Source organism: Pseudomonas sp. NFPP07 (assembly GCF_900115645.1).
In the GTDB taxonomy this organism is placed as follows: domain Bacteria; phylum Pseudomonadota; class Gammaproteobacteria; order Pseudomonadales; family Pseudomonadaceae; genus Aquipseudomonas; species Aquipseudomonas chlororaphis.
This window is the reverse complement of record NZ_FOXG01000001.1, coordinates 924,479-950,527: the sequence shown is the minus strand read 5'-3', so window position 1 is coordinate 950,527 and position 26,049 is coordinate 924,479. Positions and strand designations below refer to the sequence as shown.

Annotated in this window: 30 protein-coding genes; 17 read left to right on the top strand and 13 right to left on the bottom strand. The window is 62.9% G+C overall.

Annotation, left to right across the window (positions count from 1 at the left end; all coding sequences use genetic code 11):
• Positions 1–2: 2 nt before the first annotated feature.
• Both lolB and BM019_RS04480 read right to left on the bottom strand, forming a co-directional pair.
• Positions 3–620, bottom strand: coding sequence for a lipoprotein insertase outer membrane protein LolB (gene lolB, locus BM019_RS04485; RefSeq protein WP_007928346.1), 618 nt, complete (start codon positions 618–620; stop codon positions 3–5).
• A gap of 4 nt (positions 621–624) precedes the next feature.
• Positions 625–2,349: a tetratricopeptide repeat protein gene (locus tag BM019_RS04480; protein ID WP_092417700.1), complete on the bottom strand. Its 1,725-nt coding sequence runs from the start codon at positions 2,347–2,349 to the stop codon at positions 625–627.
• Between the two features lie 181 nt (positions 2,350–2,530).
• Between BM019_RS04480 and hemA the strand changes: the two genes are divergently transcribed.
• The 6 genes from hemA (at position 2,531) to BM019_RS04450 (ending at position 7,900) form a co-directional block, all read left to right on the top strand.
• Positions 2,531–3,817: a glutamyl-tRNA reductase gene (hemA, locus tag BM019_RS04475; RefSeq protein WP_009045563.1), complete on the top strand. Its 1,287-nt coding sequence runs from the start codon at positions 2,531–2,533 to the stop codon at positions 3,815–3,817.
• Positions 3,814–4,896: a peptide chain release factor 1 gene (gene prfA / locus BM019_RS04470; RefSeq protein WP_007928353.1), complete on the top strand. Its 1,083-nt coding sequence runs from the start codon at positions 3,814–3,816 to the stop codon at positions 4,894–4,896. The genes hemA and prfA overlap by 4 nt, the downstream gene beginning before the upstream one ends.
• Positions 4,897–4,902: 6 nt before the next feature.
• Entirely contained in the window at positions 4,903–5,733 is an 831-nt protein-coding gene (prmC, locus tag BM019_RS04465) for a peptide chain release factor N(5)-glutamine methyltransferase (protein ID WP_092417699.1), read from the top strand.
• Positions 5,727–6,482: a molybdopterin-synthase adenylyltransferase MoeB gene (locus BM019_RS04460; RefSeq protein WP_092417698.1), complete on the top strand. Its 756-nt coding sequence runs from the start codon at positions 5,727–5,729 to the stop codon at positions 6,480–6,482. The genes prmC and BM019_RS04460 overlap by 7 nt, the downstream gene beginning before the upstream one ends.
• Positions 6,475–7,266: a glutamate racemase gene (murI, locus tag BM019_RS04455; protein ID WP_092417697.1), complete on the top strand. Its 792-nt coding sequence runs from the start codon at positions 6,475–6,477 to the stop codon at positions 7,264–7,266. Before BM019_RS04460 ends, murI begins: the two co-directional genes overlap by 8 nt.
• Before the next feature lie 115 nt (positions 7,267–7,381).
• Positions 7,382–7,900, top strand: a complete 519-nt coding sequence (locus BM019_RS04450; protein ID WP_007928361.1) for an acyloxyacyl hydrolase — start codon at positions 7,382–7,384, stop codon at positions 7,898–7,900.
• A 7-nt stretch (positions 7,901–7,907) separates the two neighbouring features.
• Here the strand turns inward: BM019_RS04450 and BM019_RS04445 are convergent, their stop codons facing one another.
• From BM019_RS04445 to BM019_RS04425, 5 genes are all read right to left on the bottom strand, one after another.
• The gene (locus BM019_RS04445) at positions 7,908–8,213 is read right to left on the bottom strand and encodes a YkgJ family cysteine cluster protein (protein WP_009045559.1); all 306 of its coding nucleotides are present in this window, start codon (positions 8,211–8,213) and stop codon (positions 7,908–7,910) included.
• Between the two features lie 64 nt (positions 8,214–8,277).
• Entirely contained in the window at positions 8,278–9,723 is a 1,446-nt protein-coding gene (gene phrB / locus BM019_RS04440) for a deoxyribodipyrimidine photo-lyase (RefSeq protein ID WP_092417696.1), read from the bottom strand.
• A gap of 13 nt (positions 9,724–9,736) precedes the next feature.
• Positions 9,737–10,672, bottom strand: a complete 936-nt coding sequence (locus tag BM019_RS04435; protein ID WP_092417695.1) for a MerR family transcriptional regulator — start codon at positions 10,670–10,672, stop codon at positions 9,737–9,739.
• Positions 10,673–10,675: 3 nt separating this feature from the next.
• Positions 10,676–11,644: a YbgA family protein gene (locus tag BM019_RS04430; RefSeq protein ID WP_092417694.1), complete on the bottom strand. Its 969-nt coding sequence runs from the start codon at positions 11,642–11,644 to the stop codon at positions 10,676–10,678.
• Between the two features lie 313 nt (positions 11,645–11,957).
• Positions 11,958–12,941, bottom strand: coding sequence for an NAD(P)/FAD-dependent oxidoreductase (locus BM019_RS04425; protein WP_062824661.1), 984 nt, complete (start codon positions 12,939–12,941; stop codon positions 11,958–11,960).
• 196 nt (positions 12,942–13,137) lie between these two features.
• Here BM019_RS04425 and BM019_RS04420 point away from each other — a divergent pair, with 196 nt between their 5' ends.
• Together BM019_RS04420 and hemH are read left to right on the top strand one after the other, a co-directional pair.
• A complete protein-coding gene (locus tag BM019_RS04420; protein WP_062824662.1) occupies positions 13,138–14,040 on the top strand; it encodes a TIGR01777 family oxidoreductase in 903 nt (300 codons plus the stop codon).
• 13 nt (positions 14,041–14,053) lie between these two features.
• Entirely contained in the window at positions 14,054–15,070 is a 1,017-nt protein-coding gene (gene hemH / locus BM019_RS04415; RefSeq protein WP_092417693.1) for a ferrochelatase, read from the top strand.
• A gap of 117 nt (positions 15,071–15,187) precedes the next feature.
• Here hemH and BM019_RS04410 read toward each other — a convergent pair whose 3' ends face one another.
• Both BM019_RS04410 and upp read right to left on the bottom strand, forming a co-directional pair.
• A complete protein-coding gene (locus tag BM019_RS04410; RefSeq protein WP_053262590.1) occupies positions 15,188–16,462 on the bottom strand; it encodes a uracil-xanthine permease family protein in 1,275 nt (424 codons plus the stop codon).
• A gap of 2 nt (positions 16,463–16,464) precedes the next feature.
• Positions 16,465–17,103: a uracil phosphoribosyltransferase gene (upp, locus tag BM019_RS04405; protein ID WP_007928379.1), complete on the bottom strand. Its 639-nt coding sequence runs from the start codon at positions 17,101–17,103 to the stop codon at positions 16,465–16,467.
• Positions 17,104–17,269: 166 nt separating this feature from the next.
• Here upp and BM019_RS04400 point away from each other — a divergent pair, with 166 nt between their 5' ends.
• From BM019_RS04400 to BM019_RS04385, 4 genes are all read left to right on the top strand, one after another.
• A complete protein-coding gene (locus BM019_RS04400; RefSeq protein WP_007928381.1) occupies positions 17,270–17,827 on the top strand; it encodes a hypoxanthine-guanine phosphoribosyltransferase in 558 nt (185 codons plus the stop codon).
• A 3-nt stretch (positions 17,828–17,830) separates the two neighbouring features.
• Positions 17,831–18,304, top strand: a complete 474-nt coding sequence (locus BM019_RS04395; protein ID WP_092417692.1) for a WbuC family cupin fold metalloprotein — start codon at positions 17,831–17,833, stop codon at positions 18,302–18,304.
• 90 nt (positions 18,305–18,394) lie between these two features.
• Positions 18,395–18,880, top strand: a complete 486-nt coding sequence (locus BM019_RS04390; RefSeq protein ID WP_092417691.1) for a hypothetical protein — start codon at positions 18,395–18,397, stop codon at positions 18,878–18,880.
• A 63-nt stretch (positions 18,881–18,943) separates the two neighbouring features.
• Positions 18,944–19,231 carry a PA4642 family protein gene (locus BM019_RS04385; RefSeq protein WP_007928384.1) on the top strand — a complete coding sequence of 96 codons (288 nt, stop codon included), beginning with the start codon at positions 18,944–18,946 and terminating at the stop codon, positions 19,229–19,231.
• 91 nt (positions 19,232–19,322) lie between these two features.
• Here BM019_RS04385 and mqo read toward each other — a convergent pair whose 3' ends face one another.
• Together mqo and BM019_RS04375 are read right to left on the bottom strand one after the other, a co-directional pair.
• Positions 19,323–20,834: a malate dehydrogenase (quinone) gene (gene mqo / locus BM019_RS04380; RefSeq protein ID WP_053262586.1), complete on the bottom strand. Its 1,512-nt coding sequence runs from the start codon at positions 20,832–20,834 to the stop codon at positions 19,323–19,325.
• A 732-nt stretch (positions 20,835–21,566) separates the two neighbouring features.
• Positions 21,567–21,800 (bottom strand): hypothetical protein, encoded by a 234-nt coding sequence (locus BM019_RS04375; protein ID WP_092417690.1) that lies wholly within the window; start codon positions 21,798–21,800, stop codon positions 21,567–21,569.
• A 206-nt stretch (positions 21,801–22,006) separates the two neighbouring features.
• Here BM019_RS04375 and BM019_RS04370 point away from each other — a divergent pair, with 206 nt between their 5' ends.
• The gene (locus BM019_RS04370) at positions 22,007–22,591 is read left to right on the top strand and encodes a YajG family lipoprotein (protein ID WP_009045547.1); all 585 of its coding nucleotides are present in this window, start codon (positions 22,007–22,009) and stop codon (positions 22,589–22,591) included.
• Positions 22,592–22,738: 147 nt separating this feature from the next.
• Here BM019_RS04370 and BM019_RS04365 read toward each other — a convergent pair whose 3' ends face one another.
• Complete coding sequence (locus BM019_RS04365; RefSeq protein WP_007928392.1) at positions 22,739–22,945, bottom strand: hypothetical protein; 207 nt, start codon at positions 22,943–22,945, stop codon at positions 22,739–22,741.
• A 187-nt stretch (positions 22,946–23,132) separates the two neighbouring features.
• Here BM019_RS04365 and BM019_RS04360 point away from each other — a divergent pair, with 187 nt between their 5' ends.
• Positions 23,133–23,420 (top strand): hypothetical protein, encoded by a 288-nt coding sequence (locus BM019_RS04360; RefSeq protein WP_009045546.1) that lies wholly within the window; start codon positions 23,133–23,135, stop codon positions 23,418–23,420.
• A 96-nt stretch (positions 23,421–23,516) separates the two neighbouring features.
• On the opposite strand, the gene BM019_RS04355 is transcribed toward BM019_RS04360, so the two are convergent.
• Positions 23,517–24,686: a 1-acyl-sn-glycerol-3-phosphate acyltransferase gene (locus BM019_RS04355; protein WP_036997981.1), complete on the bottom strand. Its 1,170-nt coding sequence runs from the start codon at positions 24,684–24,686 to the stop codon at positions 23,517–23,519.
• A gap of 139 nt (positions 24,687–24,825) precedes the next feature.
• Between BM019_RS04355 and BM019_RS04350 the strand changes: the two genes are divergently transcribed.
• Genes BM019_RS04350 through BM019_RS04340 form a run of 3 tightly spaced genes read left to right on the top strand, consistent with a single transcriptional unit; the run spans position 24,826 to position 25,935 of the window.
• The gene (locus tag BM019_RS04350) at positions 24,826–25,008 is read left to right on the top strand and encodes a CPXCG motif-containing cysteine-rich protein (protein ID WP_007928395.1); all 183 of its coding nucleotides are present in this window, start codon (positions 24,826–24,828) and stop codon (positions 25,006–25,008) included.
• 11 nt (positions 25,009–25,019) lie between these two features.
• Positions 25,020–25,280 carry a putative signal transducing protein gene (locus BM019_RS04345; protein WP_007928396.1) on the top strand — a complete coding sequence of 87 codons (261 nt, stop codon included), beginning with the start codon at positions 25,020–25,022 and terminating at the stop codon, positions 25,278–25,280.
• A 34-nt stretch (positions 25,281–25,314) separates the two neighbouring features.
• Entirely contained in the window at positions 25,315–25,935 is a 621-nt protein-coding gene (locus BM019_RS04340; protein ID WP_009045543.1) for an SOS response-associated peptidase, read from the top strand.
• Positions 25,936–26,049: the final 114 nt, after the last annotated feature.

The window sequence follows — 26,049 nt, the reverse complement described above, 5'->3', positions numbered from 1 at the left end:
GCTTACTGCCCCAGCTTGCGTGGTTGCCATTCCTTGATCACCAGCGTGACGTCAAGGTCGCGGCCATGCAGCTTGATCCGCTCGGGCAGCCAGTAACCGCTCTGTTGTGCATAACTCAGGTATTCGACCTGCCAGTTGTCCTGTTCGAGATTGGACAGGCGGCTGTCGCCGTCCAGGGTCAGGCGACTCTTGCTGTCGGGGGCGGGCAGCCCGCGAACCCACCAGGCCAGATGCGAGACCGGCAGGTTCCAGCCCAGCTGTTCTTCGAGCAGGGCTTCCGGAGTCGGGGCTTCGTAACGTCCCTGGTTGGCGACTTCCAGCGCGACCTTGCCGGGACGTCCGGTCAGGCGGGCGGCGCCGCGACCCAGCGGGCCGGACAGGCGGATATCGTAGTAATCCTGGCGCTGCAGCCAGAACAGCGTGCCGCTGCCCGAATCCTTGGGGGCGCGAATGCCGATCTTGCCGTTGATCTGCCAGCCGTCGAGGCCGCTCAGTTGCTGTTTGTGCTCGCGCCATAGCGCGGGGCTGCCGTGACCCTCGACGGATTCGCGGGTGCCGAAACCCGAGCAGCCGGCGAGCAGGGCGATAAAGCTGAAAACGATAAGGTGGCGCAAAAACATAGTCTTAAAGGGTCTCTGATCCGGTCAGGCGCTTGATGGTGCTGCGCAGGATAGGGCTGTCGGGCTGGTCCTTGAGGAACTTGCTCCAGATCTGCTTGGCTTCGCGTTGCTTGCCATTGGCCCAGAGCACTTCGCCCAGGTGCGCGGCGACTTCCTGGTCGGGAAAGCGTTCCAGCGCCTGGCGCAGCAGGCGTTCGGCTTCCGCGAGGTTGCCCAGGCGATAGTTCACCCAGCCCAGGCTGTCGAGTACCGCCGGATCGTCCGGGGTCAGCTGGTGGGCCTGTTCGATCAGGGCCTTGGCTTCGGCGTAGCGGGTCGTGCGATCCGACAGGGTGTAGCCGAGGGCGTTCAATGCCATGGCGTTGTCCGGCTCGCGCTTGATGATCAGGCGCAGGTCCTTTTCCATCTGGGCCAGGTCGTTGCGCTTCTCGGCCTGCATCGCACGGGTGTAGAGCAGGTTCACATCGTCCGGGTATTGCTGCAGGGCTTGCTGGAGAATCTTCCAGGCCTTGTCGCCCTGTTTGTTGGCGGACAGGGTTTCGGCTTCGATCAGGTACAGCTGGATGGCGTAGTCCGGCTGGGTGTCGCGGGCGGCGGCCAGGCGTTTTTCGGCTTCGGCGGTACGGCCGTTGTTCATCAGGATGTCGGCCTGGCGCAATTGTGCCGGCAGGTAGTCGGTACCTGGGCCGACCTGGCCGTATTCCGCCAGCGCGCCTTGCGGGTCGTTGAGCTCTTCGGCGATGCGGCCCAGGTTCAGGTGCGCCGAATCGACGTGGCTTTCCCGGGCGATCAGGTCTTCCAGGTAACCCTTGGCCTCTTCCCAGTCCTTGGCTTCCAGGCAGACCAGCGCCAGGGAGTAGCGCAGCTCGTCGTCTTCCGGATACTGCTGGACCAGGCTGGAGAACTGGGCCTTGGCGTCGTCCATGCGATCCTGCTCGACCAGCATGCGCGCGTAAGTCAGGCGCAGGCGCTTGTCGTCCGGGTACTTGCGAATGCTTTTTTCCAGCAGCGGCAGGGCTTCGTCGGCGCGGCTGAGGCTCTGCAGCAGGCGGGCGCGCAGGAGGATCGGCGCGATCTCGCCTTCTTCCGGCGGGTTCTGCTCCAGCAGCTTCAGGGCTTCGCGGGTATCGCCGTCCTGTTGCAGCAGCAGCGCCTTGCCGAACACCAGTTGGCCGTTGTTCGGGTGTTTTTGCAGCAGGCGGTCGAAACTCTTCATCAGACCGTTGCGGGTGTCCTGGTCGGTGTCGGCGGCCGACAGCGCGAGGAAATCGAAATGGGTATCGCCCTTGCCCTGCAGGACTTTTTCCATATAGACCATGGATTCGTCGTAACGCCCGGTGCGGGCCAACTGGATGGCGGCGGCACGCTGGGCTTCCAGGTCGTCCGGGGCGTTTTTCGCCCAGATCAGCGCAGTGTCCAGCGCGGCCTGGTCGGCGCCCAGGTATTCGGCGATGCGAAACGCCCGCTCGGAGATGCCCGGGTCCTGGGTATTGATGGCCTGGGTGACATAGTTGTCCAGGGCAATGTCGAAACGATTGCGTTGGCCAGCCAGCTCCGCGCTCAGCAGGCTGAAGACCGTGTCTTCGCTGAACGAGGAGTAAACCTTGGGCTTTTCAGGAGCCGGGGTACTGTCTTCGACCGGCGGCGTACTGTCCGGTGAAACGGGCGCCAAGGCCTGGCAGCCGCTGAGGAAGACAAAAGCGAGGAGCAACGCGGAAGATCTATTCATATAGGAAGAGGACGACTAACCTGCGGTCGGATCATCATGACACAAGCCTTCGGCCAAACATAACCGAGACTCAGCGGATGCCTTACAGAGGCAGTCTATTGGGACAATAGTCGGCAGTGGTTGTTCTGAATCTTTCGAAGTAGGACAATTGTCGGCTTCTCGACATCATCAGCGACCTTGAATGGCCTTCCTCGCACTCGGTATTAACCACAAGACTGCTTCAGTAGACGTCCGCGAGCGCGTGGCCTTTACCCCTGAGCAGTTGGTTGAGGCCTTGCAGCAGCTCTGCCGCCTCACCGACAGCCGCGAAGCTGCGATCCTCTCCACCTGCAATCGCAGTGAACTCTATATAGAACAGGATCACCTTTCGGCGGATGTCGTGCTGCGCTGGCTGGCCGAGTATCACCATCTGAGCCTCGAAGACCTGCGCGCCAGTGCCTATGTGCACGAAGACGATGCGGCCGTTCGTCACATGATGCGCGTCGCCTCGGGGCTGGACTCGCTGGTGCTGGGCGAACCGCAGATCCTCGGGCAGATGAAGTCCGCCTACGCAGTGGCGCGTGAGGCCGGAACCATAGGCCCGCTGCTGGGGCGGCTGTTCCAGGCCACCTTCAGTGCCGCCAAGCAGGTACGTACCGACACCGCCATCGGCGAAAACCCGGTTTCCGTGGCCTTTGCCGCGGTGAGCCTGGCGAAACAGATTTTCAGCGATCTGCAGCGCAGTCAGGCGCTGCTGATCGGCGCCGGCGAGACCATTACCCTGGTCGCCCGCCACCTGCATGACCTGGGGGTCAAGCGCATCGTGGTCGCCAACCGCACGCTGGAGCGCGCCAGCACCCTGGCCGAACAGTTTGGAGCCCATGCCGTGCTGCTGTCGGATATTCCTCAGGAGCTGGTGCACAGCGATATCGTCATCAGTTCCACCGCCAGCCAGTTGCCGATCCTTGGCAAGGGCGCGGTGGAAAGCGCGCTGAAGCTGCGCAAGCACAAGCCGATCTTCATGGTGGATATTGCCGTGCCGCGGGATATCGAGCCGGAAGTCGGCGAGTTGGACGACGTTTACCTCTATACCGTCGACGATCTCCACGAAGTGGTCGCCGAAAACCTCAAGAGCCGCCAAGGCGCGGCGCAGGCGGCGGAAGAGCTGGTGAACATCGGCGCCGAGGACTTCATGGTGCGCCTGCGCGAGCTGGCTGCGGTGGACGTGCTCAAGGCGTATCGTCAGCAGAGCGAGCGCCTGCGCGATGAAGAACTGCAAAAGGCCCTGCGCATGCTGAGCAACGGCAGCAGCGCCGAAGACGTCCTGATGCAACTGGCTCGCGGCCTGACCAACAAACTGCTGCATGCGCCCAGCGTCCAGTTGAAAAAACTGACCGCTGAAGGCCGCCTGGATGCGCTGGCCATGGCCCAGGAACTCTTTGCCCTCGGTGAGGGCGCTTCGGACTCTTCGGATAAAAAACCGCAATGAAAGCGTCACTGCTCAATAAGCTGGATGTCCTCCAGGACCGTTTCGAAGAACTGACCGCGTTGCTTGGCGACGGCGAAGTCATTTCCGATCAGGCCAAGTTCCGCGCCTATTCCAAGGAGTACGCCGAAGTCGAGCCGATCGTCGAGACCTATAAACAGGTGCTCAAGGTCCAGGCCGACCTCGAGGGCGCCCAGGCGCTGCTCAAGGACAGCGACCCGGATATGCGCGAAATGGCGGTGGAAGAAGTCCGCGAGGCCAAGGAACAACTGGTCGAACTGGAAAGCACCCTGCAACGCATGCTGCTGCCCAAGGACCCCAACGACGGGCGCAACGTGTTCCTGGAAATCCGCGCCGGCACCGGTGGCGACGAGGCGGCGATCTTCTCCGGCGACCTGTTCCGCATGTATTCGCGTTATGCCGAGCGGCGTGGCTGGCGGCTGGAGATCCTCTCGGAAAACGAGGGCGAGCACGGCGGCTATAAAGAAGTCATCGCCCGGGTCGAAGGCGAGAACGTCTACGGCAAGCTGAAATTCGAGTCCGGCGCCCACCGCGTGCAGCGGGTGCCGGCCACCGAGTCCCAGGGCCGCATCCATACTTCGGCCTGCACCGTGGCGGTATTGCCCGAGCCGGACGAACAGGAAGCCATCGAGATCAACCCTGCGGACCTGCGGATCGATACCTACCGCTCCTCCGGTGCCGGTGGCCAGCACGTCAACAAGACCGACTCGGCGATCCGCATCACCCACATCCCGTCGGGAATCGTGGTCGAGTGCCAGGAAGAACGCTCCCAGCACAAGAACCGGGCGCGGGCCATGTCCTGGCTGTCGGCCAAGCTCAACGACCAGCAGACCAGCGCCGCGGCCAACGCGATTGCCAGCGAACGCAAGCTGCTGGTGGGGTCGGGCGACCGCTCCGAGCGCATTCGCACCTACAACTTTCCCCAGGGCCGAGTGACCGATCACCGCGTCAACCTGACCCTCTATTCCCTCGATGAAATCCTCGCCGGTGGCGTCGAGGCCGTGATCGAACCGCTTCTGGCCGAATACCAGGCCGATCAACTTGCGGCACTGGGCGAGTAAACATAAATGACCATCATCGCCAGCCTGTTGCGCGCCGCCCAATTGCCCGATTCGCCCACGGCCCGCCTGGATGCCGAGTTGCTGCTGGCCGCCGCCCTGGGCAAGCCGCGCAGCTTCCTGCACACCTGGCCCGAGCGGATCGTGCCCAGCGAAGCGGCGCTGACCTTCTCCAGTTACCTGCAGCGGCGCCGTTCCGGCGAACCGGTGGCTTATATCCTTGGCCAGCAGGGCTTCTGGAAGCTCGACCTGGAAGTGGCGCCACACACCCTGATTCCGCGTCCCGACACCGAATTGCTGGTGGAGGCGGCGCTGGAGCTGCTGCCCGCCACCCCGGCCAAAGTGCTCGACCTGGGCACCGGCAGCGGCGCCATCGCCCTGGCCCTGGCCAGCGAGCGCCCGGCGTGGCGGGTCACCGCGGTCGACCGGGTGCTGGAAGCCGTGGCCCTGGCCGAACGCAACCGCCAGCGCCTGCAACTGGACAATGTCACAGTGCTGAGCAGCCATTGGTTCAGCGCCCTGCAAGGCGAGCGTTATCAACTGATCATCAGCAACCCGCCCTATATCGCCGACACCGACCCGCACCTGGCGGCCGGCGATGTGCGTTTCGAGCCGGAGAGCGCCCTGGTCGCGGGCAAGGACGGGCTGGACGACCTGCGCCTGATCATCGCCCAGGCGCCAGAGCACCTCGAGGCTGGCGGCTGGTTGATGCTCGAGCATGGCTACGACCAGGCGCCGGCCGTACGCGACCTGTTACTCAGCCAAGGGTTCGCCGAGGTACACAGCCGTGTCGACCTGGGCGGTCATGAACGCATCAGCTTAGGAAGCCTGCCGTGCTGAACGATCAGGAATTGCTGCGCTACAGCCGGCAGATTCTGTTGCAGCACGTCGACATCGACGGCCAGTTGCGACTCAAGGCCAGCCGCGTATTGATCGTCGGCCTGGGTGGCCTGGGCGCTCCGGTGGCCTTGTACCTGGCCGCCGCGGGTGTCGGCGAACTGCACCTGGCCGACTTCGATACGGTCGACCTGACCAACCTGCAACGCCAGATCATTCACGACACCGACAGCGTCGGCCTGAGCAAGGTCGATTCGGCGATGGGGCGCTTGTCCGCGATCAATCCCGAGATCCAGCTGGTGCCCCATCGTGCCGCGCTGGATGCCGACTCCCTGGCGGCCGCGGTCACGGCGGTGGATCTGGTACTCGATTGCACCGACAACTTCTCGACCCGCGAGGCAGTGAATGCCGCCTGTGTCGCCGCCGGCAAGCCGCTGGTCAGCGGCGCGGCGATTCGCCTGGAGGGGCAACTGTCGGTGTTCGACCCACGGCGTCCCGAGAGCCCGTGCTACCACTGTTTATATGGGCATGGCAGCGAAGCCGAACTGACCTGCAGCGAGGCCGGTGTGCTCGGGCCGCTGGTGGGGCTGGTGGGCAGCCTGCAGGCCCTCGAGGCCTTGAAGCTGCTGGTGGGGTTCGGCGAGCCGCTGGTGGGCCGCCTGTTGTTGATCGATGCCCTGGGCACGCGCTTTCGCGAACTGCGGGTCAAGCGCGACCCGGGCTGCAGCGTCTGTGGAGGCCAGCATGCGTGAAGCGCCGATCGGCGTCTTCGACTCCGGCGTCGGCGGCCTGTCGGTGCTGGCGGAGATCCAGCAGCGCCTGCCCCATGAATCGCTGCTGTATGTGGCCGATTGCGGCAACATTCCCTATGGCGAGAAAACCCCCGAATTCATCCGTCAGCGTTGCAGCCTGGTCGCCGGGTTTTTCCGCGAGCAGGGCGCCAAGGCGCTGGTGCTGGCCTGCAACACCGCGACCGTGGCCGCTGTCGCCGACCTGCGTCGGGACTACCCGGACTGGCCTATCATCGGCATGGAGCCTGCGGTCAAGCCGGCTGCCGCCGCCACCCGCAGTGGCGTGGTCGGCGTGCTGGCCACCACCGGTACCTTGCAGAGTGCCAAGTTCGCCGCCTTGCTCGATCGTTTCGCCACCGATATCAAGGTCATCACCCGGCCATGCCCGGGCCTGGTGGAACGGATCGAAGCCGGGGACCTGCACAGCCCCGCGTTGCGCCAACTGCTGCAGGGTTATGTCGAACCGCTGCTGGCGGCCGGCTGTGACACCCTCATCCTCGGCTGCACCCACTATCCGTTTCTCAAGCCGTTGCTCAAGTCGATGATCCCCGAGGACATCAGCCTGATCGATACCGGGGCCGCGGTTGCCCGCCAGCTGGAGCGCCTGCTCGGCGAGCGCGAGTTCTTGGCCGCGGGGCCCGCACGCCAGGCCCGGTTCTGGACCAGTGGCGATCCGTGTCACTTCAGACATATTCTGCCGTTGCTCTGGAAAGAGGCGGGAGCGGTGCAAAGCTTCGCTTTATAAAAAATCCTGCAGAAGCGCTGATTTGCGCTGAACTTCTGTTCAAGCACAGATTTCTATTAACGTGTCTGCGGAATCTGTACAACACCATACAAATCGTTTGAAAAGGATGTTCCTGATGAGACGAATGTTTTGTTTGGCTGCGCTTGCAGCTGCACTACTGGGGCAAAGTTTTTCGGCACAAGCGGCCGGCGTCGAGTTTTCGGTGGGGCAGACCGGCGATTCGACCCAGACCTATCGCCTGGGCATGCAATTCGATTGGGACAAGAGCTGGCTGCAAAGCGATGTCGGTCGCCTGACCGGCTACTGGAGCGGCGCCTATACCTTCTGGGATGGCGACGAGAAGTCCAGCAACCACAGCCTGTCGTTCTCGCCGGTGCTGGTGTACGAATTTGCCGGGCAGAACATCAAGCCTTACATCGAGGCGGGGATCGGTGTGGCGGTGTTCGCCAACACTGAGGTTGAGGACAACAAGCTGGGTTCGGCATTCCAGTTCGAGGACCGCTTCGGTTTCGGCCTGCGTTTCAACGGCGGGCATGAAGTCGGTCTCCGTGCCACGCACTATTCCAACGCTGGCATCGCGACGCCCAACGACGGTGTAGAGAGCTACTCGCTGCATTACACCATGCCGTTGTAAGACCCTTTCAGCGATACGCCGTGGCGATGCCGCGGCGTTCGTTGAGGCAGTCCACTTCCCCCATCTCGAACTCCCGGCAGATCAGTGGCCGTTGTTCGTAGATGCTGCACAGCATGCTGTTGCGATCCAGCGCGGCACACCAACCATCATCCAGTCGCAACATGACTTCGCCGCCCCACTCGTCGGTGTCGATAAAACGTTCGGGCACCCCGGTTTCGGTGATCAGCATCACTTCCAGTTGGCAGCAGCAGGCCGCGCAGCTCGAGCAGGTGACCGCCGTTTCGGCGATCTGGGTGACAGGAATAGTGGTCATAGGCGCGCAGTGTAAGGCAGTGGCCGCAGGCTGTGTGAAACCACTGACAGACGCCTGCCGCCCCTTACTCCCGATACTCCTCGGCCGCCACTCGTGACGGCAGGTTCTTGAAGGCCGCCAGGGCGCGCTCGCGGGACATCGACAGATCGACCATCGGCGGCGGGTAATCGGCCACGCCGAACAGGCCGCCCATGGCGGCCGGGTTGTGGATATCTTTTGCATTCAACCCCGCCAGCTCTGGCAGCCAGTGCTTGATGAAAGCCCCTTGGCTGTCGAACCTCTGCGACTGGCTCAAGGGGTTGAAGATGCGGAAGTAGGGCGCCGAATCGGTGCCGGTGGATGAACTCCACTGCCAGCCACCGTTATTTGCCGCCAGATCGCCGTCGATCAGGTGGCGCATGAAAAAGCGCTCGCCCTGGCGCCAGTCGATCAGCAGGTTCTTGGTCAGGAACATCGCCACGATCATCCGCAAACGGTTGTGCATCCAGCCGGTTTCCAGCAACTGGCGCATGGCTGCATCGATGATCGGCAGGCCGGTGCGGGCCTGCTGCCAGGCCGCCAGCTCATCGGGGGCATCGCGCCAGGCCACGGCTTCGGTTTCCGGGCGGAAGGCCCGGTGCCGGGATACCCGCGGATAACCCACCAGGATGTGTTTGTAGAACTCGCGCCAGAGCAGTTCGTTGATCCAGGTGACGGCGCCGGGGCTGCCGCTGGCGAACTCGCCCCGGTTGTTCTGCAGCGCCGCGTGCAGGCATTGGCGTGGCGACAGCACGCCGGCGGCGAGGTAGGGCGAAAGCTGGCTGGTGCCGGGCCTGGCCGGCAAGTCGCGCTCGGCCTGGTAGTGGTCGAGCTGTGCCTCGGCAAAGCGCGCCAGGCGTTGTTGCGCCGCGGTTTCTCCGGCCGGCCAGAGCGCTTGCAGGTGCGGGCCGGGTGTCGGGAAGCCCTCGATCTGCCGGGGCAGCGCATCGGCCTTTATCCTCAGCGCGGCTTGCGCCCTGGGAGCCGCCAGCTGTGGCGGCAGGGCGCTGTGCAGCCGGTTGTAGCAGACCTTGCGAAACTGGCTGAAGACCTGGAAGTAGCCGCCGCTCCTGGTCAGCACACTGCCGGGCCGGAACAGCAGTTGGTCGAGGTAACTGTGGAAGCCCACGCCCTGGCTCTTCAGCAGGCTGGCCACCGCCGTATCGCGGCGACTTTCGTGGATGCCGTATTCCTCGTTGACGTGCAGCGCCTCGATGGCCAGTTCCCGGCACAGCTGCAATAGCACCTGGGGTGCCTGCTCCCAGCTTGGCGCTTGGCGGATCAGCAGCGGGATATTCAGCCGCGCCAGGTCGCCGCTCAGTTGTTCAAGGTTACGCAGCCAGAAGTCGACCTTGCACGGCGCATCGTCATGCGCCTGCCACTGCCGCGGGCTCAGCAGGTACAGGGCCACCGTCGGCCCGCGCTGGGTTGCGGCGCTCAGCGCGGTGTTGTCATGCAGGCGCAGGTCGCTGCGTAGCCAGATCAGTTGCATGGGAATTCCTGCATTAGAGAAGCCTTAGCCCGATCAGGGCCTGGTGCGCGGAGAGCGGGTCTGCGGCGAGGTGCAGATTGGCGATCTCGGTAGTGCAGATGGCCAGTTCGGCGGGGTGGATGCTTACTGCTGGGCCGACGATGAGTACCGGGCAGTCGAGGCCGCCGAGCAGGCGTGGCAGTTGCCGCAGGTTGATCGACTGGCTCGAGTACAACAGCACGCCTCGCGCTTTCAAGTGTTCGGCGGCCAGGGCCAGTTCACCGGGGGGCAGCGGCCAGTCGAAGACTTCCACGGGGCAGTCGGCATTGCTGATCAGCCAGGCGCAGAGCCACAGGTGTGGCTCCAGCGGCAGGTCCGAGTGATTGATCAGCAGCAGCGGGGCGCCTTGTAGCTGGCGATTGTTGTGATAGACCCGCACCGCGAATTTGCTGCGCAGCCAGGAATGGAAAAACACCCGCTCCATCCGCATGCCGAAGCGGCCCTGCCAGCGCTGTTCGAGTTCGCCCAGCAGCGGTAGCAGCAGGTGCTCGCACAAGGTTCGTGGCGGATAGAGTGCCATGGCCTGGTTGAAGCTTTCGTCGACCTGGCGCTCGGCCAGTTGGCTGATGGCCTGGATCAGGCGCTGGCGTTGCAGGTGCCAGTCGTTTTGGGCCGGTTCGCTGGGCGCCGGCTCGGCGTCCAGCAAGTGCTTGACCTGGCTGACCGCCACCCCGCGATCGAGCCAGGTCAGGATCTTCAGGATGCGCTGCACGTGTTCGTTGGAAAACAGCCGGTGACCCTTGGCGGTGCGTTGCGGCACGATCAGCCCGTAACGGCGTTCCCAGGCGCGCAGGGTGACGGCGTTGACCCCGGTCTGGCGGGTCACCTCGCGAATCGGCAGCCAGCCTTGCTCATGGGCGCCATCGGATTCGCTGGCGGATGCATCCGGGTCGAGCCTCGAATCGTTCATGGTTCAGAGCGCGTTGCGCAGGCTGAGGCTTTCCGGGTGGGGCTGCAGGTACACCTGTTGCGCGATGTAGGGATCGGGGTGCCGGCGCAGGTGATGCTTGAGCAGGGTCAGCGGCACCACCAGCGGCACGATGCCGTGGCGGTACTGGGTGATGAGGTGCTGCATTTCCTGTTTGTCGTCGCGGCTGATGGCTTGCTTGAAATAGCCGCTGATGTGTTGCAGTACGTTGCTGTGGGTACGGCGGGTGGCGCACTTTTTCAGGGCCGCCATCAGCTGGCTGAAATAACGTGGGCCGATTTGCGCCGGATCGCTTTGGCCCATGCTGCCCAGCAGGGTGCCGAGGGCCTTGTATTGCTCCGGGTTGTGGGCCATCAGCAGGTATTTGTAGCGCGCGTGAAAGTCGGTCAGGCGGCGACGGCTCAGGCCTTGCCTGAGCATGTCCTGCCAGGCGCTGTAGGCGAACACCCGGGTCAGGAAGTTTTCCCGCAGCACCGGATCGTTGAGCCGGCCGTCTTCTTCCACCGGCAGGTCCGGATGGCGGCTGCAGAAAGCCTGGGCATGGATACCGCGTCCGCTGAGCGCGGCGGGGCGGCCCTGGTCCTGGTAGACCTTGACCCGCTCCAGGCCGCAGGACGGAGATTTCTGCATGAAGATGTAGCCGCAGAGGCTGTCCAGTTCAGCGGCCATGCGCTGGCCGTAATCGGTGAGTGCCCGGGTGACATCCATGGTTTGGTCGACGCTGCCAACGGCCCGCGGTTGCCGTGGATCGCCCATCAGGCGGATCGGTTCGCGGGGTGTAGCCAGGCCAATGGCGACTTCCGGACACAGCGGGACAAACTCGAAAAACTCAGCGAGGGCCTGGCTGCACAGGCGCGATTCCTTATGCCCGCCGTTGTAGCGCACAGGCGCCCCCAACAGGCAGGCGCTGATGGCGATTCTCGGCTTGTCGGCCTGGGTCGGATTGTCGGGCATGTGAGAGGCTCCGGGTTTCATGTACAAAAATAAGATCTTGTACAACTTTGCCTCATCATAGGATCAAAGGTGTGCAAGTCAAATATTTTGTACAGGTTTGCGCCGCGAAGCCTTTCGGGTCATTTCCTGATCATCTGGCGGTCGCTGGGCCGTCCCCGTTCGATTGCTGGCTGGCTAACGCATGAGATTGTTGGCGCGCGTTTTTCTTCGTCTCGGAACGGTCCGATCGGCAGAAGTGTGTTCGAGTCTTGAGCGGAGGAGACGGGCTGCTGTCCATTGCGACAGCAGCAAAACGTTACGCGGGGTGATGCGCTTACAGGTTTTCGTGCAACCGGCGGGCGGCCTCCTGCCCGCTGAGCCAGGCTCCTTCGACGCGACCGGACAGGCACCAGTCGCCGCACACATAGAGCCCCAGGTCGACATCCGCCAGGGCTCCCCACTCATGGCTGCTGGCCGGGCGAGCGTAGAGCCAGCGGTGGGCGAGGCTGAAGGTCGGGGCGGGCATGGCGCTGTGCAGCAGTTCGGCGAAAGCGCCGTGCAACTGTTCGATCACTGCTTCTTTCGGCAGATCGATGTGCTGGCGGCTCCAGGTGCTGCTGGCATGCAGGACCCAGGTGTCGAGGCTGTTGTCGCGCCCTGGCTTGCTGCGGTTGCGGGCCAGCCAGTCCAGCGGGCTGTCCTGTACGAAGCAGCCTTCCACCGGGGTTTCCAGCGCGGTCTCGAATGCCAGGGCGACAGCCCAGGTCGGGTCCATTTTCACCCCGGCGGCGGCACTCGCCAGTTTCGGTGCGGCGGCCAGCAGGGCGGTGGCCTGGGGGGCCGGCGTGGCGATGATCACGTGGCTGAACGGGCCGTGGGTGAAACCTTCGGCATCCTGCAGGTGCCAATGCTGTTCGCCGCGGTAGACCTCGGTGATGCGGCAGGCGAAATGCACCTCCGTTTCGCCCAGCAGGCCACGGGTAATGGCACTCATGCGCGGGGTGCCGACCCAGCGGGTCTGTTCGTCCGGCGAGGGGGTGAGCTGGCCGCCATGGAAGTTGTACAGCTGCGGCGTCCATTCGGCGGCCCAGCCATTGGCTTGCCAGCGCTGGACTTCGGTGACGAAGCGCCGGTCGCGAGCGGTGAAATATTGCGCGCCCATGTCCAGCGCGCCGGCGTCGCTGCGCTTGCTGGACATACGCCCGCCGCTGCCGCGGCTCTTGTCGAAGAGTTGCACGACATGCCCGGCGTCTCTCAGCGCCTGGGTGGCGGAGAGTCCGGCGATGCCGGTACCAATGATTGCGATGGGTACGGTCATAGGGGCCTCGTTTACCTTTCTGTGCAGACTACGCCGTTGTTAAAATCTGTACAATTTTGTTTTTTGGTATAACTTTCGGCGTTATCGGTTTTACAGGGTGTCCTATTGTTAAACACAGAGCCTGCCCGATTGAAAAGATCCCTGCTTATAAAAATAGACTAGTGATCCGGGTAAAACGCCACGCGAGGAAGATGTCATGCACATATTGCTGACCGGCGGTACTGGTTTGATAGGACGTCAGCTCTGCCGTCACTGGCTGACCCAAGGCCATCAGTTGACCGTATGGAGTCGTCGGCCCACCGAGGTGCCCAAACTCTGTGGCGCTCAGGTTCGCGGCATCGCCCGCCTGGACGAACTGGCAGAGGAACCGGTCGACGCCATCATCAACCTGGCGGGAGCACCGATCGCCGATCGGCCCTGGACTCACAAGCGCAAGGCGTTGCTCTGGAGCAGCCGCATTACCCTGACGGAAAAGTTGTTGGCCTGGCTGGAAAGCCGGAGGCAGAAACCCGGGTTGCTGATCTCCGGGTCGGCCGTGGGCTGGTATGGCGATGGCGGGGAGCGCGAGCTGAACGAGGATTCGCCCCCGGTCAGTGAGGATTTCGCCAGCCAGTTGTGTATCGCCTGGGAGGAGACCGCGCAGCGTGCCGAGGCCATGGGCCTGCGTGTGGTGCTGATTCGCACGGGCCTGGTGCTGGCGGCCGAGGGCGGCTTTTTGTCGCGCTTGCTGCTGCCCTTCAAACTGGCGCTGGGCGGGCCGATCGGCAACGGTCGGCAGTGGATGCCGTGGATTCATATCAAGGATCAAATCGCCCTGATTGATTTTCTTCTGCACCGCAGTGATGCCAGCGGTCCTTATAATGCCTGCGCGCCCAAGCCGGTGCGCAATCGCGAGTTCGCCAAGACCCTGGGCAGCGTCTTGCACCGGCCGGCGGTAGTGCCGGTGCCGGCCTTTGTCTTGCGTGTCGGCCTGGGGGAATTGTCGTTGCTGCTGCTGGGTGGTCAGCGCGCGGTCCCCGCGCGGTTGCTGGCCGCCGGATTCACTTTCCAGTTTACTGATTTGCGCGCGGCCCTGGACGACCTGTCCAGCCGCCTCTGAAATAGGACGTTGCATGACCGATCACGCGTTGCTCCTGGTCAACCTGGGTTCGCCGGCCTCCACCTCGGTGGCGGATGTGCGCAGCTACCTCAATCAATTCCTGATGGACCCTTACGTGATCGATCTGCCGTGGCCGGTTCGGCGCTTGCTGGTGTCGCTGATCCTGATCAAGCGTCCGGAGCAATCGGCCCATGCCTACGCTTCGATCTGGTGGGAGCAGGGTTCGCCGCTGGTGGTGCTCAGCCGCCGCTTGCAGGAAGCCATGACGCGGGAGTGGAAGCACGGCCCGGTGGAGCTGGCGATGCGTTATGGCGAGCCGTCCATCGAGTCGGCGTTGCTGCGCCTGGTGGCCCAGGGGCAGAAGAAGATCACCCTGGCGCCGCTCTATCCACAATTCGCCGACAGCACCGTGACCACGGTGGTGGAGGAAGCCCGGCGGGTGATTCGGGACAAGAAGCTGGATGTGCAGCTTTCGGTGCTGCAGCCGTTTTACGATCAGCCGGAGTACCTCGACGCGCTGGTGGCCAGTGCCAGGCCGCACCTGCAACAGGACTTCGATCATCTGCTGCTGAGCTTCCATGGCTTGCCCGAGCGGCACCTGAAAAAGCTCAATCCCGGCCATAGCCTGGAAGGTGATTGCTGCCGCGACGCGACCCCCGAGGTGGCCGCCACCTGTTACCGCGGCCAGTGCCTGAGCACGGCCCGGGCGTTCGCCGAGCGCATGGGGCTGGCGGACGGCAAGTGGTCGGTGTCGTTCCAGTCCCGTCTGGGGCGTGCCAAATGGATCGAGCCCTACACCGAGGCGCGCCTGGATGAATTGGCCCGACAGGGCGTGAAGAAGATCCTGGTGATGTGCCCGGCGTTTGTCGCCGACTGCATCGAGACCCTGGAAGAGATCGGTGATCGCGGTCGCGAACAGTTCCGCGAAGCGGGAGGGGAGGAGTTGGTGCTGGTGCCGTGCCTGAACGACGACCCGCAATGGGCCAAGGCATTGAACACCTTGTGCGAGCGTGCGCCTTTGGCGTTGTAACGCAACCCTGTAGCCGCTGCCGAAGGCTGCGATCGGCAGCGCAGCTGCCGCAGGAAGGCTCTTCGAACCTTATCGTCCGAACGCGGCCCGAACCTGCGGCAGCGGCTACAGAGATCCTCAGATCAGCGGTTCCTCAGCCTTCTTGTTCTTCCAGCCATCGTTGCCCGGCAGGATCAGGTTCAGCGCAATCGCGACGACGGCGCACAGGGCGATCCCTTTCAGACCGAAGTCGTCCGGACCGGTCCCGGTACCGATCAACACCCCGCCAATGCCGAACACCAGGGTCACCGAAACGATCACCAGATTGCGGGCTTCGCCCAGGTCGATCTTGTGACGGATCAGGGTGTTCATGCCCACCGCCGCGATCGAACCGAACAACAGGCAGAGAATCCCGCCCATCACCGGTACCGGAATGCTTTGCAGCAGCGCGCCGAACTTGCCGATAAACGCCAGGCTGATGGCAAAGACCGCCGCCCAGGTCATGATTTTCGGGTTGTAGTTCTTGGTCAGCATGACCGCGCCAGTCACTTCGGCGTAGGTGGTATTGGGCGGACCGCCGAACAGGCCGGCGGCGGTGGTGGCGATGCCGTCACCGAACAGGGTGCGATGCAGGCCGGGCTTCTTCAGGTAGTCGCGACCGGTCACGCTGCCGACCGCGATCACTCCGCCGATGTGCTCGATGGCAGGTGCCAGGGCCACGGGGACAATGAACAGGATCGCCTGCCAGTTGAACTCCGGCGCGGTGAAGTGCGGTAGGGCCAGCCAGGGGGCCGCGGCGATCTTCGCGGTATCGACCACGCCGAAGTAGAACGACAGGGCAAAGCCCACCAGCACCCCGGAGATGATCGGCACCAGGCGGAAGATGCCTTTGCCGAACACCGCGACGATCAGGGTGGTCAGCAGCGCCGGCATCGAGATCATCATCGCCGTCTGGTAATGAATCAGCTCGCTGCCGTCGCCGGCCTTGCCCATCGCCATGTTGGCGGCGATCGGGGCCATGGCCAGGCCGATGGAAATGATCACCGGGCCGATCACCACCGGCGGCAGCAGTCGGTCGATGAAACCGGTGCCCTTGATCTTCACCGCCAGGCCCAGGAAGGTATAAACGAAACCGGCCGCCATCACGCCGCCCATGGTCGCGGCCAGGCCGAACTGGCCCTTGGCAAGAATGATCGGGGTGATGAAGGCAAAGCTGGAGGCCAGGAATACCGGTACCTGGCGCCCGGTCACGAGCTGGAACAACAGAGTCCCGAGACCCGCCGTGAACAGCGCCACGTTGGGGTCGAGACCGGTAATCAGCGGCATCAACACCAACGCGCCAAAGGCCACGAAGAGCATCTGCGCGCCAGACAGCACCTGGCGCCAGAGCGGATCGTTGAACTCATCCCGCATGCTCAGGCGTCCTTCTGCTTGGTGCCGAAGATCTTGTCGCCGGCATCGCCCAGGCCCGGGATGATGTAGCCGTGCTCGTTGAGTTTCTGATCGATGGAAGCGGTGTAGATGGTCACGTCCGGGTGCGCTTTCTCGACGGCTTCGATGCCTTCGGGGGCGGCGACCAGCACCATGGCGCGGATGTCCTTGCAGCCAGCCTTTTTCAGCAGGTCGATGGTCGCGACCATGGAGCTGCCGGTGGCGAGCATCGGGTCGATGATCATGGCCAGGCGTTCGTCGATTTCCGGAACCAGTTTTTCCAGGTAGGTGTGCGCCTGCAGGGTTTCCTCGTTGCGGGCCACGCCCACGGCGCTGACCTTGGCGCCCGGGATCAGGCTGAGCACGCCTTCGAGCATGCCGATACCGGCGCGCAGGATCGGCACCACGGTAATCTTCTTGCCGGCGATCTTCTCGACCTGGACGGGGCCGCACCAGCCCGGAATCTCATAGGATTCGAGCGGCAAGTCTTTGGTGGCTTCGTACGTCAGCAGGGCACCGACTTCCTGAGCGAGCTCGCGGAAGTTCTTCGTGCTAATGTCGGCGCGGCGCATAAGGCCAAGTTTGTGTCGGATCAGCGGATGGCGGATCTCACGGATGGGCATAGGGAAAGGCTCCGGCGGCGGGCAAAAAAACCGGCCTAGATTAATCTATCCGAGGGTGTTGTCCTATAGACATCTAAGTACGTTAGTCCAGAAACGCTTGATCTGACCGGGCCGGATGCGTACCTTTGCTCGCTTTTCCGAAACTGCCACCCCCCTGGAGAGCGCCATGTCCGCTGATCTCGAGCATATCCGTCAAATCATGCGCGAGGCTGACTGCCTGTACACCGAAGCTGAGGTCGAGGCGGCCATCGCCCGAGTCGGTGCACAAATCAATGAACAACTGGCGGAGCGCAATCCGGTGGTTTTCTGCGTGATGAACGGTGGCCTGATCTTCTCCGGCAAGCTGCTGACCCACCTGAAATTCCCGCTGGAAGCTTCCTACCTGCATGCCACCCGCTATCGCAACGAAACCAGCGGCGGCGAGCTGTTCTGGAAGTCCAAGCCGGAAGTGTCCTTCATCGACCGTGACGTGCTGATCATCGACGACATCCTCGACGAGGGTCATACCCTGGGTGCGATCATCGACTTCTGCAAACACGCCGGTGCCCGCGCGGTACACACCGCTGTGCTGATCGACAAGGACCACGACCGCAAGGCCCGTCCCGACCTGAAAGCCGACTATGTCGGCCTGCCCTGCGTGGACCGCTACATCTTCGGTTACGGCATGGACTACAAGGGTTACTGGCGCAACGCTGCCGGCATCTTTGCCGTCAAGGGGATGTAAGCCATGAGCGAGCCGAGCTATCTGGATCAGTCGCTGTTTGCCGAGCTGGCCGAAAAAGCCTCGGCCAGCACCCGTGGTCGCCATCACCACAATTTCCATCAGATGCAAGAGCCTTGTCACCGCATGGCGGTGGGGCTGCAGCCATCCACCTATATCCCGCCCCATCGTCATCTAGGTGACGACAAGGCCGAGACCCTGCTGGTGCTCAAGGGGGCCCTGGGCCTGCTGATTTTCGACGACGCCGGTCAGGTGCTGGAAAAACGTGTGCTGCAGGCGGGTGGCGATTGCATGGGCGTCGACCTGCCGGTCGGCGTCTACCACGGCCTGGTGGTGCTTGAGCCCGATAGCTTGATGTTCGAATGCAAGGCCGGGCCTTATCGTCCGGTCGGCGAAGGTGAACTGGCCGCTTGGGCGCCCCGCGAAGGCGAGCCGGGTGTGGCCGAATACCAGGCCTGGATGCGCGCCCAGTTCGACTGAGCGCCATCCTTGCGCTGGAGCTGTAGCCGCGCCTGCAAAAATCTGCGCTGACCCATGCTAGAGTGCCAGGCCTTGTGTCCGGAGCCTGTCATGAGCCTTTTGATTCGCAGTTGCGCGGCCTTTGTTCTGATCCTGAGCCTGCCCCTGGCCGCTGCCCCGACGCCCATGCACGCGCAGTTCCTGCCCCCCGATGACCTGACCCTGCGTGACGTCGCTCCCGAGCAGCAACAGTTGTTGCAGGTCACCGAATACTCGGTGGTCATCGGCAGCCAGCGCCAATCCAACCAGCAACCGATCCCGGTCACTTCGCCGCTGCTGGTCCGGCTCAAGGGCAAGCCGTTGAACAAGGGCGCGACCATCAGCCAGGTGCTGGTGAATTTTGACGGCGAGAGCAAAAGCCTGAAAAAGCCCCAGTTCGACGCCAAGAGCAAGACCCTCACCCTGTTCTATCCATTGGCCCAGTATCGGGTGGTGATGGACCTGTTGCGCAACGATACGGTGTATTGCCAGTTCCTCAGCTACGCCAACGGCCACATCTGGGCCGATCTGCACACCGGCGCCGTACGCTCGCGTTGAGGCCCGACGCGGCCTGGGGGTAAACTGCCTGCCCCGTGAAATGTCTGCGAGCTGGAGTCGGCAATGCGTAAAGATAAGAAACAAGTGATTGGTGACGAGATCGGCGATGCGCAGATCAAACTGTTCCTCGATTTCGAGCCGGCCGACGCCACTTCGCCGTCCCTGCACAAGCTGATCAAGGCCTATCGTGGCCTGCGTATCGACGATTTCGAGCGTTTCCTGGTGTTCTTCGTCGAGGCCGGCTACGACCTGGACGGCAAGGACGAACATGGCAAGGACTTTGTGGCCCTGATCCAGGACCAGCGCAATGCCGCCGACTACATCGAACTGATCGAAAAAGCCCGCGGCTGAAAACTCACCGCCCCGGTTGTGGCTGTGGGTAAGCGGCCATAAAAAAACGCCCCGTTCTCCAAGAGAGCGGGGCGTTTTTCATGGGCGCGGCTTAAGCGTAGCTTTCGGCTTCGCTGCTCTGTTCGACCAGCTCCAGGCTGACGTTGTTCTCGCTGTTGATCTTGCGGTACAGCGCGGCGTCGGTTTCCAGGGCCTTTTCACGGGCCGGGAAGATTTCCTTGAGCTTGCTGGCCCACTCGCCGCTGGCCTTGGCCGGGAAGCAGCGCTCGATCAGTTCCAGCATGATCGAGACGGTCACCGAAGCGCCTGGCGAAGCGCCGAGCAGGGCGGCGAGGGAGCCGTCCTTGGCTGCGACCAGCTCGGTACCAAACTGCAGCACGCCGCCTTTCTTCGGATCCTTCTTGATGATCTGCACCCGCTGGCCGGCCACTTCCAGGCGCCAGTCTTCGGCCTTGGCTTCCGGGTAGAAGCGGCGCAGGGATTCCAGGCGCTGCTCCATGGATTGCATCACTTCGCTGACCAGGTACTTGGTCAGGTCCATGTTGTTCTTGGCCACGGCCAGCATCGGGCCGATATTGCCGGCGCGAACCGACATCGGCAGGTCCATGAACGAACCGTGCTTGAGGAACTTGGTGGTGAAGCCGGCGTATGGCCCGAACAGCAGGGATTTCTTGCCATCGACCACGCGGGTGTCCAGGTGCGGCACGGACATCGGTGGCGAACCGACCGCGGCCTGGCTGTAGACCTTGGCCTGGTGATGCTTGACCACTTCCGGGTTATCGCAACGCAGCCACTGGCCGCTGATCGGGAAGCCGCCGAAGCCTTTGCTTTCCTCGATGCCCGAGGCCTGCAGCAGCGGCAGTGCCGCGCCACCAGCGCCGAGGAACACAAACTTGGCGTCGACTTCACGGGTGTTGCCGCTGTTGACATCCTTGATGCTGACGGTCCAGCCGTTGTCCTTGTTGCGTTTCAGGCCGGTGACGCGCTTGCAGTACTTGACCTGGGCATCGGGTGCGCTGGTCAGGTGCTTGAGCAACTGGTTGGTCAGGGCGCCGAAGTTGACGTCGGTGCCGTTGATCACGCGGGTGGCGGCGAGGACTTCGTCAGCCGCGCGTCCCGGCATCATCAGCGGCATCCACTCGGCCATCTTGGCCTTGTCTTCGGTGTATTCCATGTCCGCGAAAGCGTGGTGCTTGCTCAGCACTTCAAAGCGCTTCTTCAGGAAGGACACACCGCTGTCGCCCTGGACGAAGCTCAGGTGCGGCACCGGGCTGATAAAGGACTTGGACGAGCCGAAGGTGCCTTTCTTGGTCAGGTAGGACCAGAACTGCTTCGACACCTCGAACTGGGTGTTGATATGCACGGCTTTCTTGATATCGACGGAACCGTCGGCGGCCTGTGGCGTGTAGTTCAGCTCACAGAGGCCGGCGTGGCCGGTACCGGCGTTGTTCCACGGGTTGGAACTTTCCGCGGCCCCCGAATCCATCAGCTCGACGACTTCCAGCTTGATCGCGGGGTCGAGCTCCTTGAGCAGTACAGCAAGGGTGGCACTCATGATGCCGGCCCCAACCAATACGACGTCTACTGCTTCGTTATGCGCCATTAACGCGTCTCCAAAATCTGCAGCACCAAATTGACGGCATAGCTGCCAGGAGTAAGGGGCGGTTCACGTTATGCCCCGGGTCACTCATGGCCAGGATCGCCATGTCCGAATCTTCGCAATTTTTCGCAACTTCGACGGACGCTACCAACCGGGCCTGATCCGCGTATGAACGCATTTCAGGGCAGGGCGGGCAATTCGACTTATGGTCAAGAGTCCGTTTGTGCAACCAAATCCGTAGCGGACAGGCTTCAAGCGCAAGTATCTGAGGCGTGCTCGGTCCTGTGTAATCGGGCTGTTGTAGACGCTAATGGTGCCAGTACAGACGCAAAACTATTCATTTGCTCGCCACACTCTTGTGAAGTTGTGAAAACCCGTTTTTTCACGCTCTTTTGAAGACGTGAACCTCAAAAAAGGGCTGTCCAAGCCTGGCACCGGCCCGAGGGGTGAATGCCGACATGGAGCACGTGGCATTAACGGGCGAACAGCTTAGTGGCCGAGCAATGGCAGCTCTGCAGATGCGCGAAAAGCGGTGGTTTGCAAGATGAACAGCAAGCACGCCGGCTTCACTCGATCTGTGTGGGCGGCTCTCTGTGGGCAATGCGGGGGAGCTGAAGCTGATGCATCAGCGATGCTGCGAGGCCCGATCAGGAGACGTCCTTATAATCGGGGGGAGATTGTAACGAAGAAACGCGCAGAAATGATCCTGTTTAATGACTTTTATTAGGCTTTTGGTCAGGTGGCCATCATCGGTTGCACCCGGGTGCGGGCAATGCGTGGGCTGACGCGGGCGCTGGCGGGTAGCGGCTGGTGCAACCAGTTGAGACGGATTTCCTCGATTTCTACCCAGCCGTCGCCCATTGGCGGCACTTTGCAGTGCTTGAAAGCCTGGCAGCGGCCCTGCGGGTCGAGCTTGGCGAAGCTGCGGTATTTCTGGCGCGGAGCGAACAAGGACCAGAGGAAATGCATGGCGATGTACCTGTTGGGCAATTGCGATGAAGAATGCCGCCCGGGCGTTACATGGCCATGTAACGCTCGTGACGGGGAGGTTACAGCAAGCGCCTGGTACCGAACCTGTATGAGAGCTGACTGACTCGCGCCGGGCCGCTGGTTAGCGGCCGCTGACCCCCGCTATACTGCGCGCCTGTCTGTGCCTGATTTCTGGAGAAATGAGCATGTTGCAACGCCTGTTGTTCGGTTTGATCACTGTGACCAGTTTGACGCTGGCTGGTTGCGCCCATAGCCCGCAACAACTCAGCCCGGAACCGAAACTCACCACTCAGCTCGCGCCGGTCGGCCATGGCCAGCCGGTGGTCGTGAAAGTGGTCGATGGCCGTCCGTCGCCAACCCTGGGTACCCGTGGCGGGCTGTACCCTGAAACCAGCGCGATTACCGTCCAGGGCGCGCAGATCCTGCCGAAGCTGCAGGCCCAGGCCGAAGCCGCGGTACGCCTGCTGGGCTTTACCCCGACCGCCAACGCGCTGAACGCTCCGCAACTGACCGTGACCCTGGCCGAGCTGAAGTATCAGTCGCCCAAGGAAGGCCTGTACGTGACCGAGGCCACCATCGGCGCGACCTTCCGTTCCGATGTGCAGAACGCCAACCGCCGCTACAGCGGTCGCTACGGTGCGTCCCTGGACCAGCGTTTCGGCATGGCGCCGAACCAGGAAACCAATACCAAGCTGGTCAGCGACGTACTCAGCGACGCCTTGACCCGTCTGTTCAAGGACCCGAGCATCGGCCAGATTCTCGGCGAATAATGGTAGCCGCTGCCGCAGGCTCGGGCCGCGTTCGGACGATAAGGCCCGAAGGGCCTTGCTTGACGGCTTCGGCGCTGTACACAAAAAAGCCCGGCTTCCACAGAAGCCGGGCTTTTTATTGGCTGTCGATTTGTTTCGAGTCCGGCCTCACGCCGCCTCGACGTAAAAATCCAGCACGCTGACGCCTGTCAGCAGGTCGGTTTCCGGCAGGTCGGCATGCTGGTGCCCGCCGAGGGCGCAATACACCAGCCAGTGGCGGTCCTGGACGTTGAAGGCCAGGGCGCCGACCAAGGCTTCCTGTTCGTCGCTGGGGGCGATCAGGTAGAGGCGGTCCTGGTTTTCTGCGTGCAGCATGACAAGCTCCGTGTCGGTTTCGAGGGGCGCCAGACTGGCCTGTTTGTATGACGAACGTATGACAGGGCGAATTAACCGGCAGGCGGCTTGTTATCTGTCGGAAAGCCCAGGCAGAAAGTGAGCCTTTGGGTAAAATCCGCGCCGCGAGCCGCCAGGGCTCGTTATCCGGTTTCATTCGAGGTTCGTGATGTCGCTGCAACTGATCTGGTCGCTGTTCAGCGCCCACCCCGCCAAGCTGATCAATATTCTTGCCTTGCTGTTCGCCTTTCCCGGTAGCTGGTTGTTGCACGCCACCCGACGTCGTGAGCAGCGTGCGCTGGCCAATCTGGCCGCCCAGGGCCAATCCCGCTCCCAGGATCTGCCGGCGCAGGCGTTGGACGATGCGACCTTGCGCATGAACCGGTTCTTCTACCGCTTCGGTTTTGCCTGCCTGGGGCTGGCGTTGCTGGTGTCCTGGATCAGCACCCGATTCTGAAAGCCGAGGCCGCTCGCGCGAGCGGCAGCGTTTCCCGGCACATATTGCACAAACGACAACGGCGCCTTCTGGCGCCGTTGTCGTGTGCGGTGAGCGTTATGGCAATGCCAGTCCCGCCTTGACCCGATACTGATTGCGCACTGGTGTCGCATATTGCAGCACCAGGTACGGGCGATGTTCCTCCGGGCAGGCGTCCAGGCGCCGTTGCCACTCTTCCTGGGCCTTGGCCAGTTCGTCCGCCGGGAACACCTGGGCCGCGCTCGGCACCTGCAGCGCCGGGTCGGCATCGCTCCACTGGGCGTAGGCCAGGTAATGCACCGGGAACAGGCGATAACCGCCGAGAATCTGCCGGTCCATCTCCACCGCCAATTGCTTGGTGTCCTCGAACAACTCGCTGATCGGCGCGGCGAAGTTCACGTGGACCCGGCCTTTATAGCCGGTGATGCCCTTGGCGATGCTGATGTCGTCCTCGCCCGGGGCCTTGGTGTAGCTGCCGGTGGTGGCGCGGATATACAGCTCGCGGGCCTTGGCCTGATCGCAAGGGTCGTATTCGTAGCTGATCGACACCGGGGTCAGGTTCAGCGACTGGATGACTTCGCCGAACGGCTCGTCCTTGCGGCTCATGTGGAACATCTTGAGGATCGCCGACTCGGTACGGTCGTCGCCGTCCTTGGCCCGGCCTTCGGCCTGGGCGATCCAGATCGACGCGCAATCGTTGCGGATCGAGTGGTTGATGTAGGCCGACAGCAGCTGGTAGGCGGCCATCTTTTCCCGGCGACCGGTGATCGAACGGTGCACGATGAAGCTCTTGTTCAGGCGCATCAGGTCGCTGACGAAAGGCTTCTGCAGCAGGTTGTCGCCGATGGCGATGCGCGGGGTCGGCAATCCGGCGTGGTACACCGCGTAATTGACGAAGGCCGGGTCCATCACGATGTCGCGGTGGTTGGCGATGAACAGGTAAGCGCTGCCGGACTTGAACTGCTCGACACCGGTGTAGGTCACGCCGTCGGTGGCCCGCTCGATGGTGTGGTCGACGTAGAACTCGACCTTGTCCTGCAGGGTCGCCACCGACGTGACCGCGGCGAACTCACGGCGCAGCCGATGAGCTATAAGGGGTTTGAGCAGCCAGCCGAAAGCGCCGGCAAAGCGCGGGAAGCGGAAGTGGGTGAGGATATCTAGAAACGCCTTGTCGCCGAGCAGTCGAGCCAGCACCGCTGGTACTTCACTGTCGTCGTAAGGTCGGATGGCATCGAATTCGCCCATCATGCTCTCTTGTTGGAAACGGCTAGGTAAGAAAAGGTTTGGATCGAAAAATAGCCGGGCGCGGTCTGAAAAGTAAGCTCAGATCTCAATAGCCCTGCAAATAGACCGGCGATTATACGCACAAGTCACTTCGGAGGCCGCGATGCTGGAAACCGAGCGCTATCAATGTCCCTACTGTGGTGAAGAGGCCGAGGCTGTACTGGACCTGTCCGGGGGCGATCAGCAGTACATCGAGGATTGTCCGGTCTGTTGTCGGCCCATTGTGTTCACCCTGCAGACCGACGGTCAGGAATGGATGCTCGACGTGCGCAGCGAAAACGAGTGACGGGGGGCTTTATGCAGCGAATCTACGAACCGGAAAACCTGCTGGAGGCGGAGTTGCTCCAGGGCATGCTGGCCAGCGAGGGGGTCGAGGCGCATCTGGTGGGGCGGGATTTGCTTGGCGGTACCGGGGAGTTGCCCATGTTCGGCCTCCTTGGGCTGGCGGTGGATAACGACCAGGCGCAATACGCTCGAGAGCTGATCGCCGCGTACAATGCCGCGCTGCCGATGCCCGGCGACGAGCCGGCCAATCATGCCGGCGTGCTGATCTGTTAGGCTGGCCGCCGATTTTCCGAGAGTTGTTTGCCCCATGTGTGGACGTTATGCCCTGTTTCGCTGGAACCAAGCGTTTGCCGCCTTGCCCGGATTTCCGGCGGACCAGCAGGCGCAGTGGAACATTTCGCCCAACGATTCGGTGCTGATCCTGCGCAGCAGCGACGGCCAGCGCAACCTTGCCCGTGCCCGCTGGGGCCTGACGCCGCCCTGGCTGACCGATCTGTCGCGCACCCCGGCCCATGCCCGCGCCGAAACCCTGGCCGAACAGCCGATGTTCCGCGAAGCCTTTCGCCAACGCCGCTGCCTGCTGCCGGCCAACGGTTTTTACGAATGGCGCGGCGGCACCCGCAAACGCCCGTACTGGCTGACGCCGGGGGAGGGTTCGTCGCTGTTCTTCGCGGCGATCTGGGAAGCCTATCCGGTGCAGGAACAGGTCTGGCTGAGCACCGCGGTGGTCACCCAGCCGGCGGCCAGCCAGCGTCGGCCATTGATTCTCGATGCCCAGGGCCAGGAAGCCTGGCTCGACCCCGATACACCGTTGCCGGTGCTGCAAGCCTTGCTGGCCAGTCCACCGGCGGCCTTGCGCGAGCGGGTGCTGGCCAACCTGGTGAACGATCCGAAGCTCAACGCCCCGGAATGCCTGACCCCGGGTTGACGCCGTCCCTGAATCGCGTGGCCTGATTCGGTGAGCGCTTCGCACGGAGTGCCGTCCAGCTCGATCGCAGCCTGCGGCAGCGGCTACAGAGCCCGTGTCGGGCTGTTGAATCGC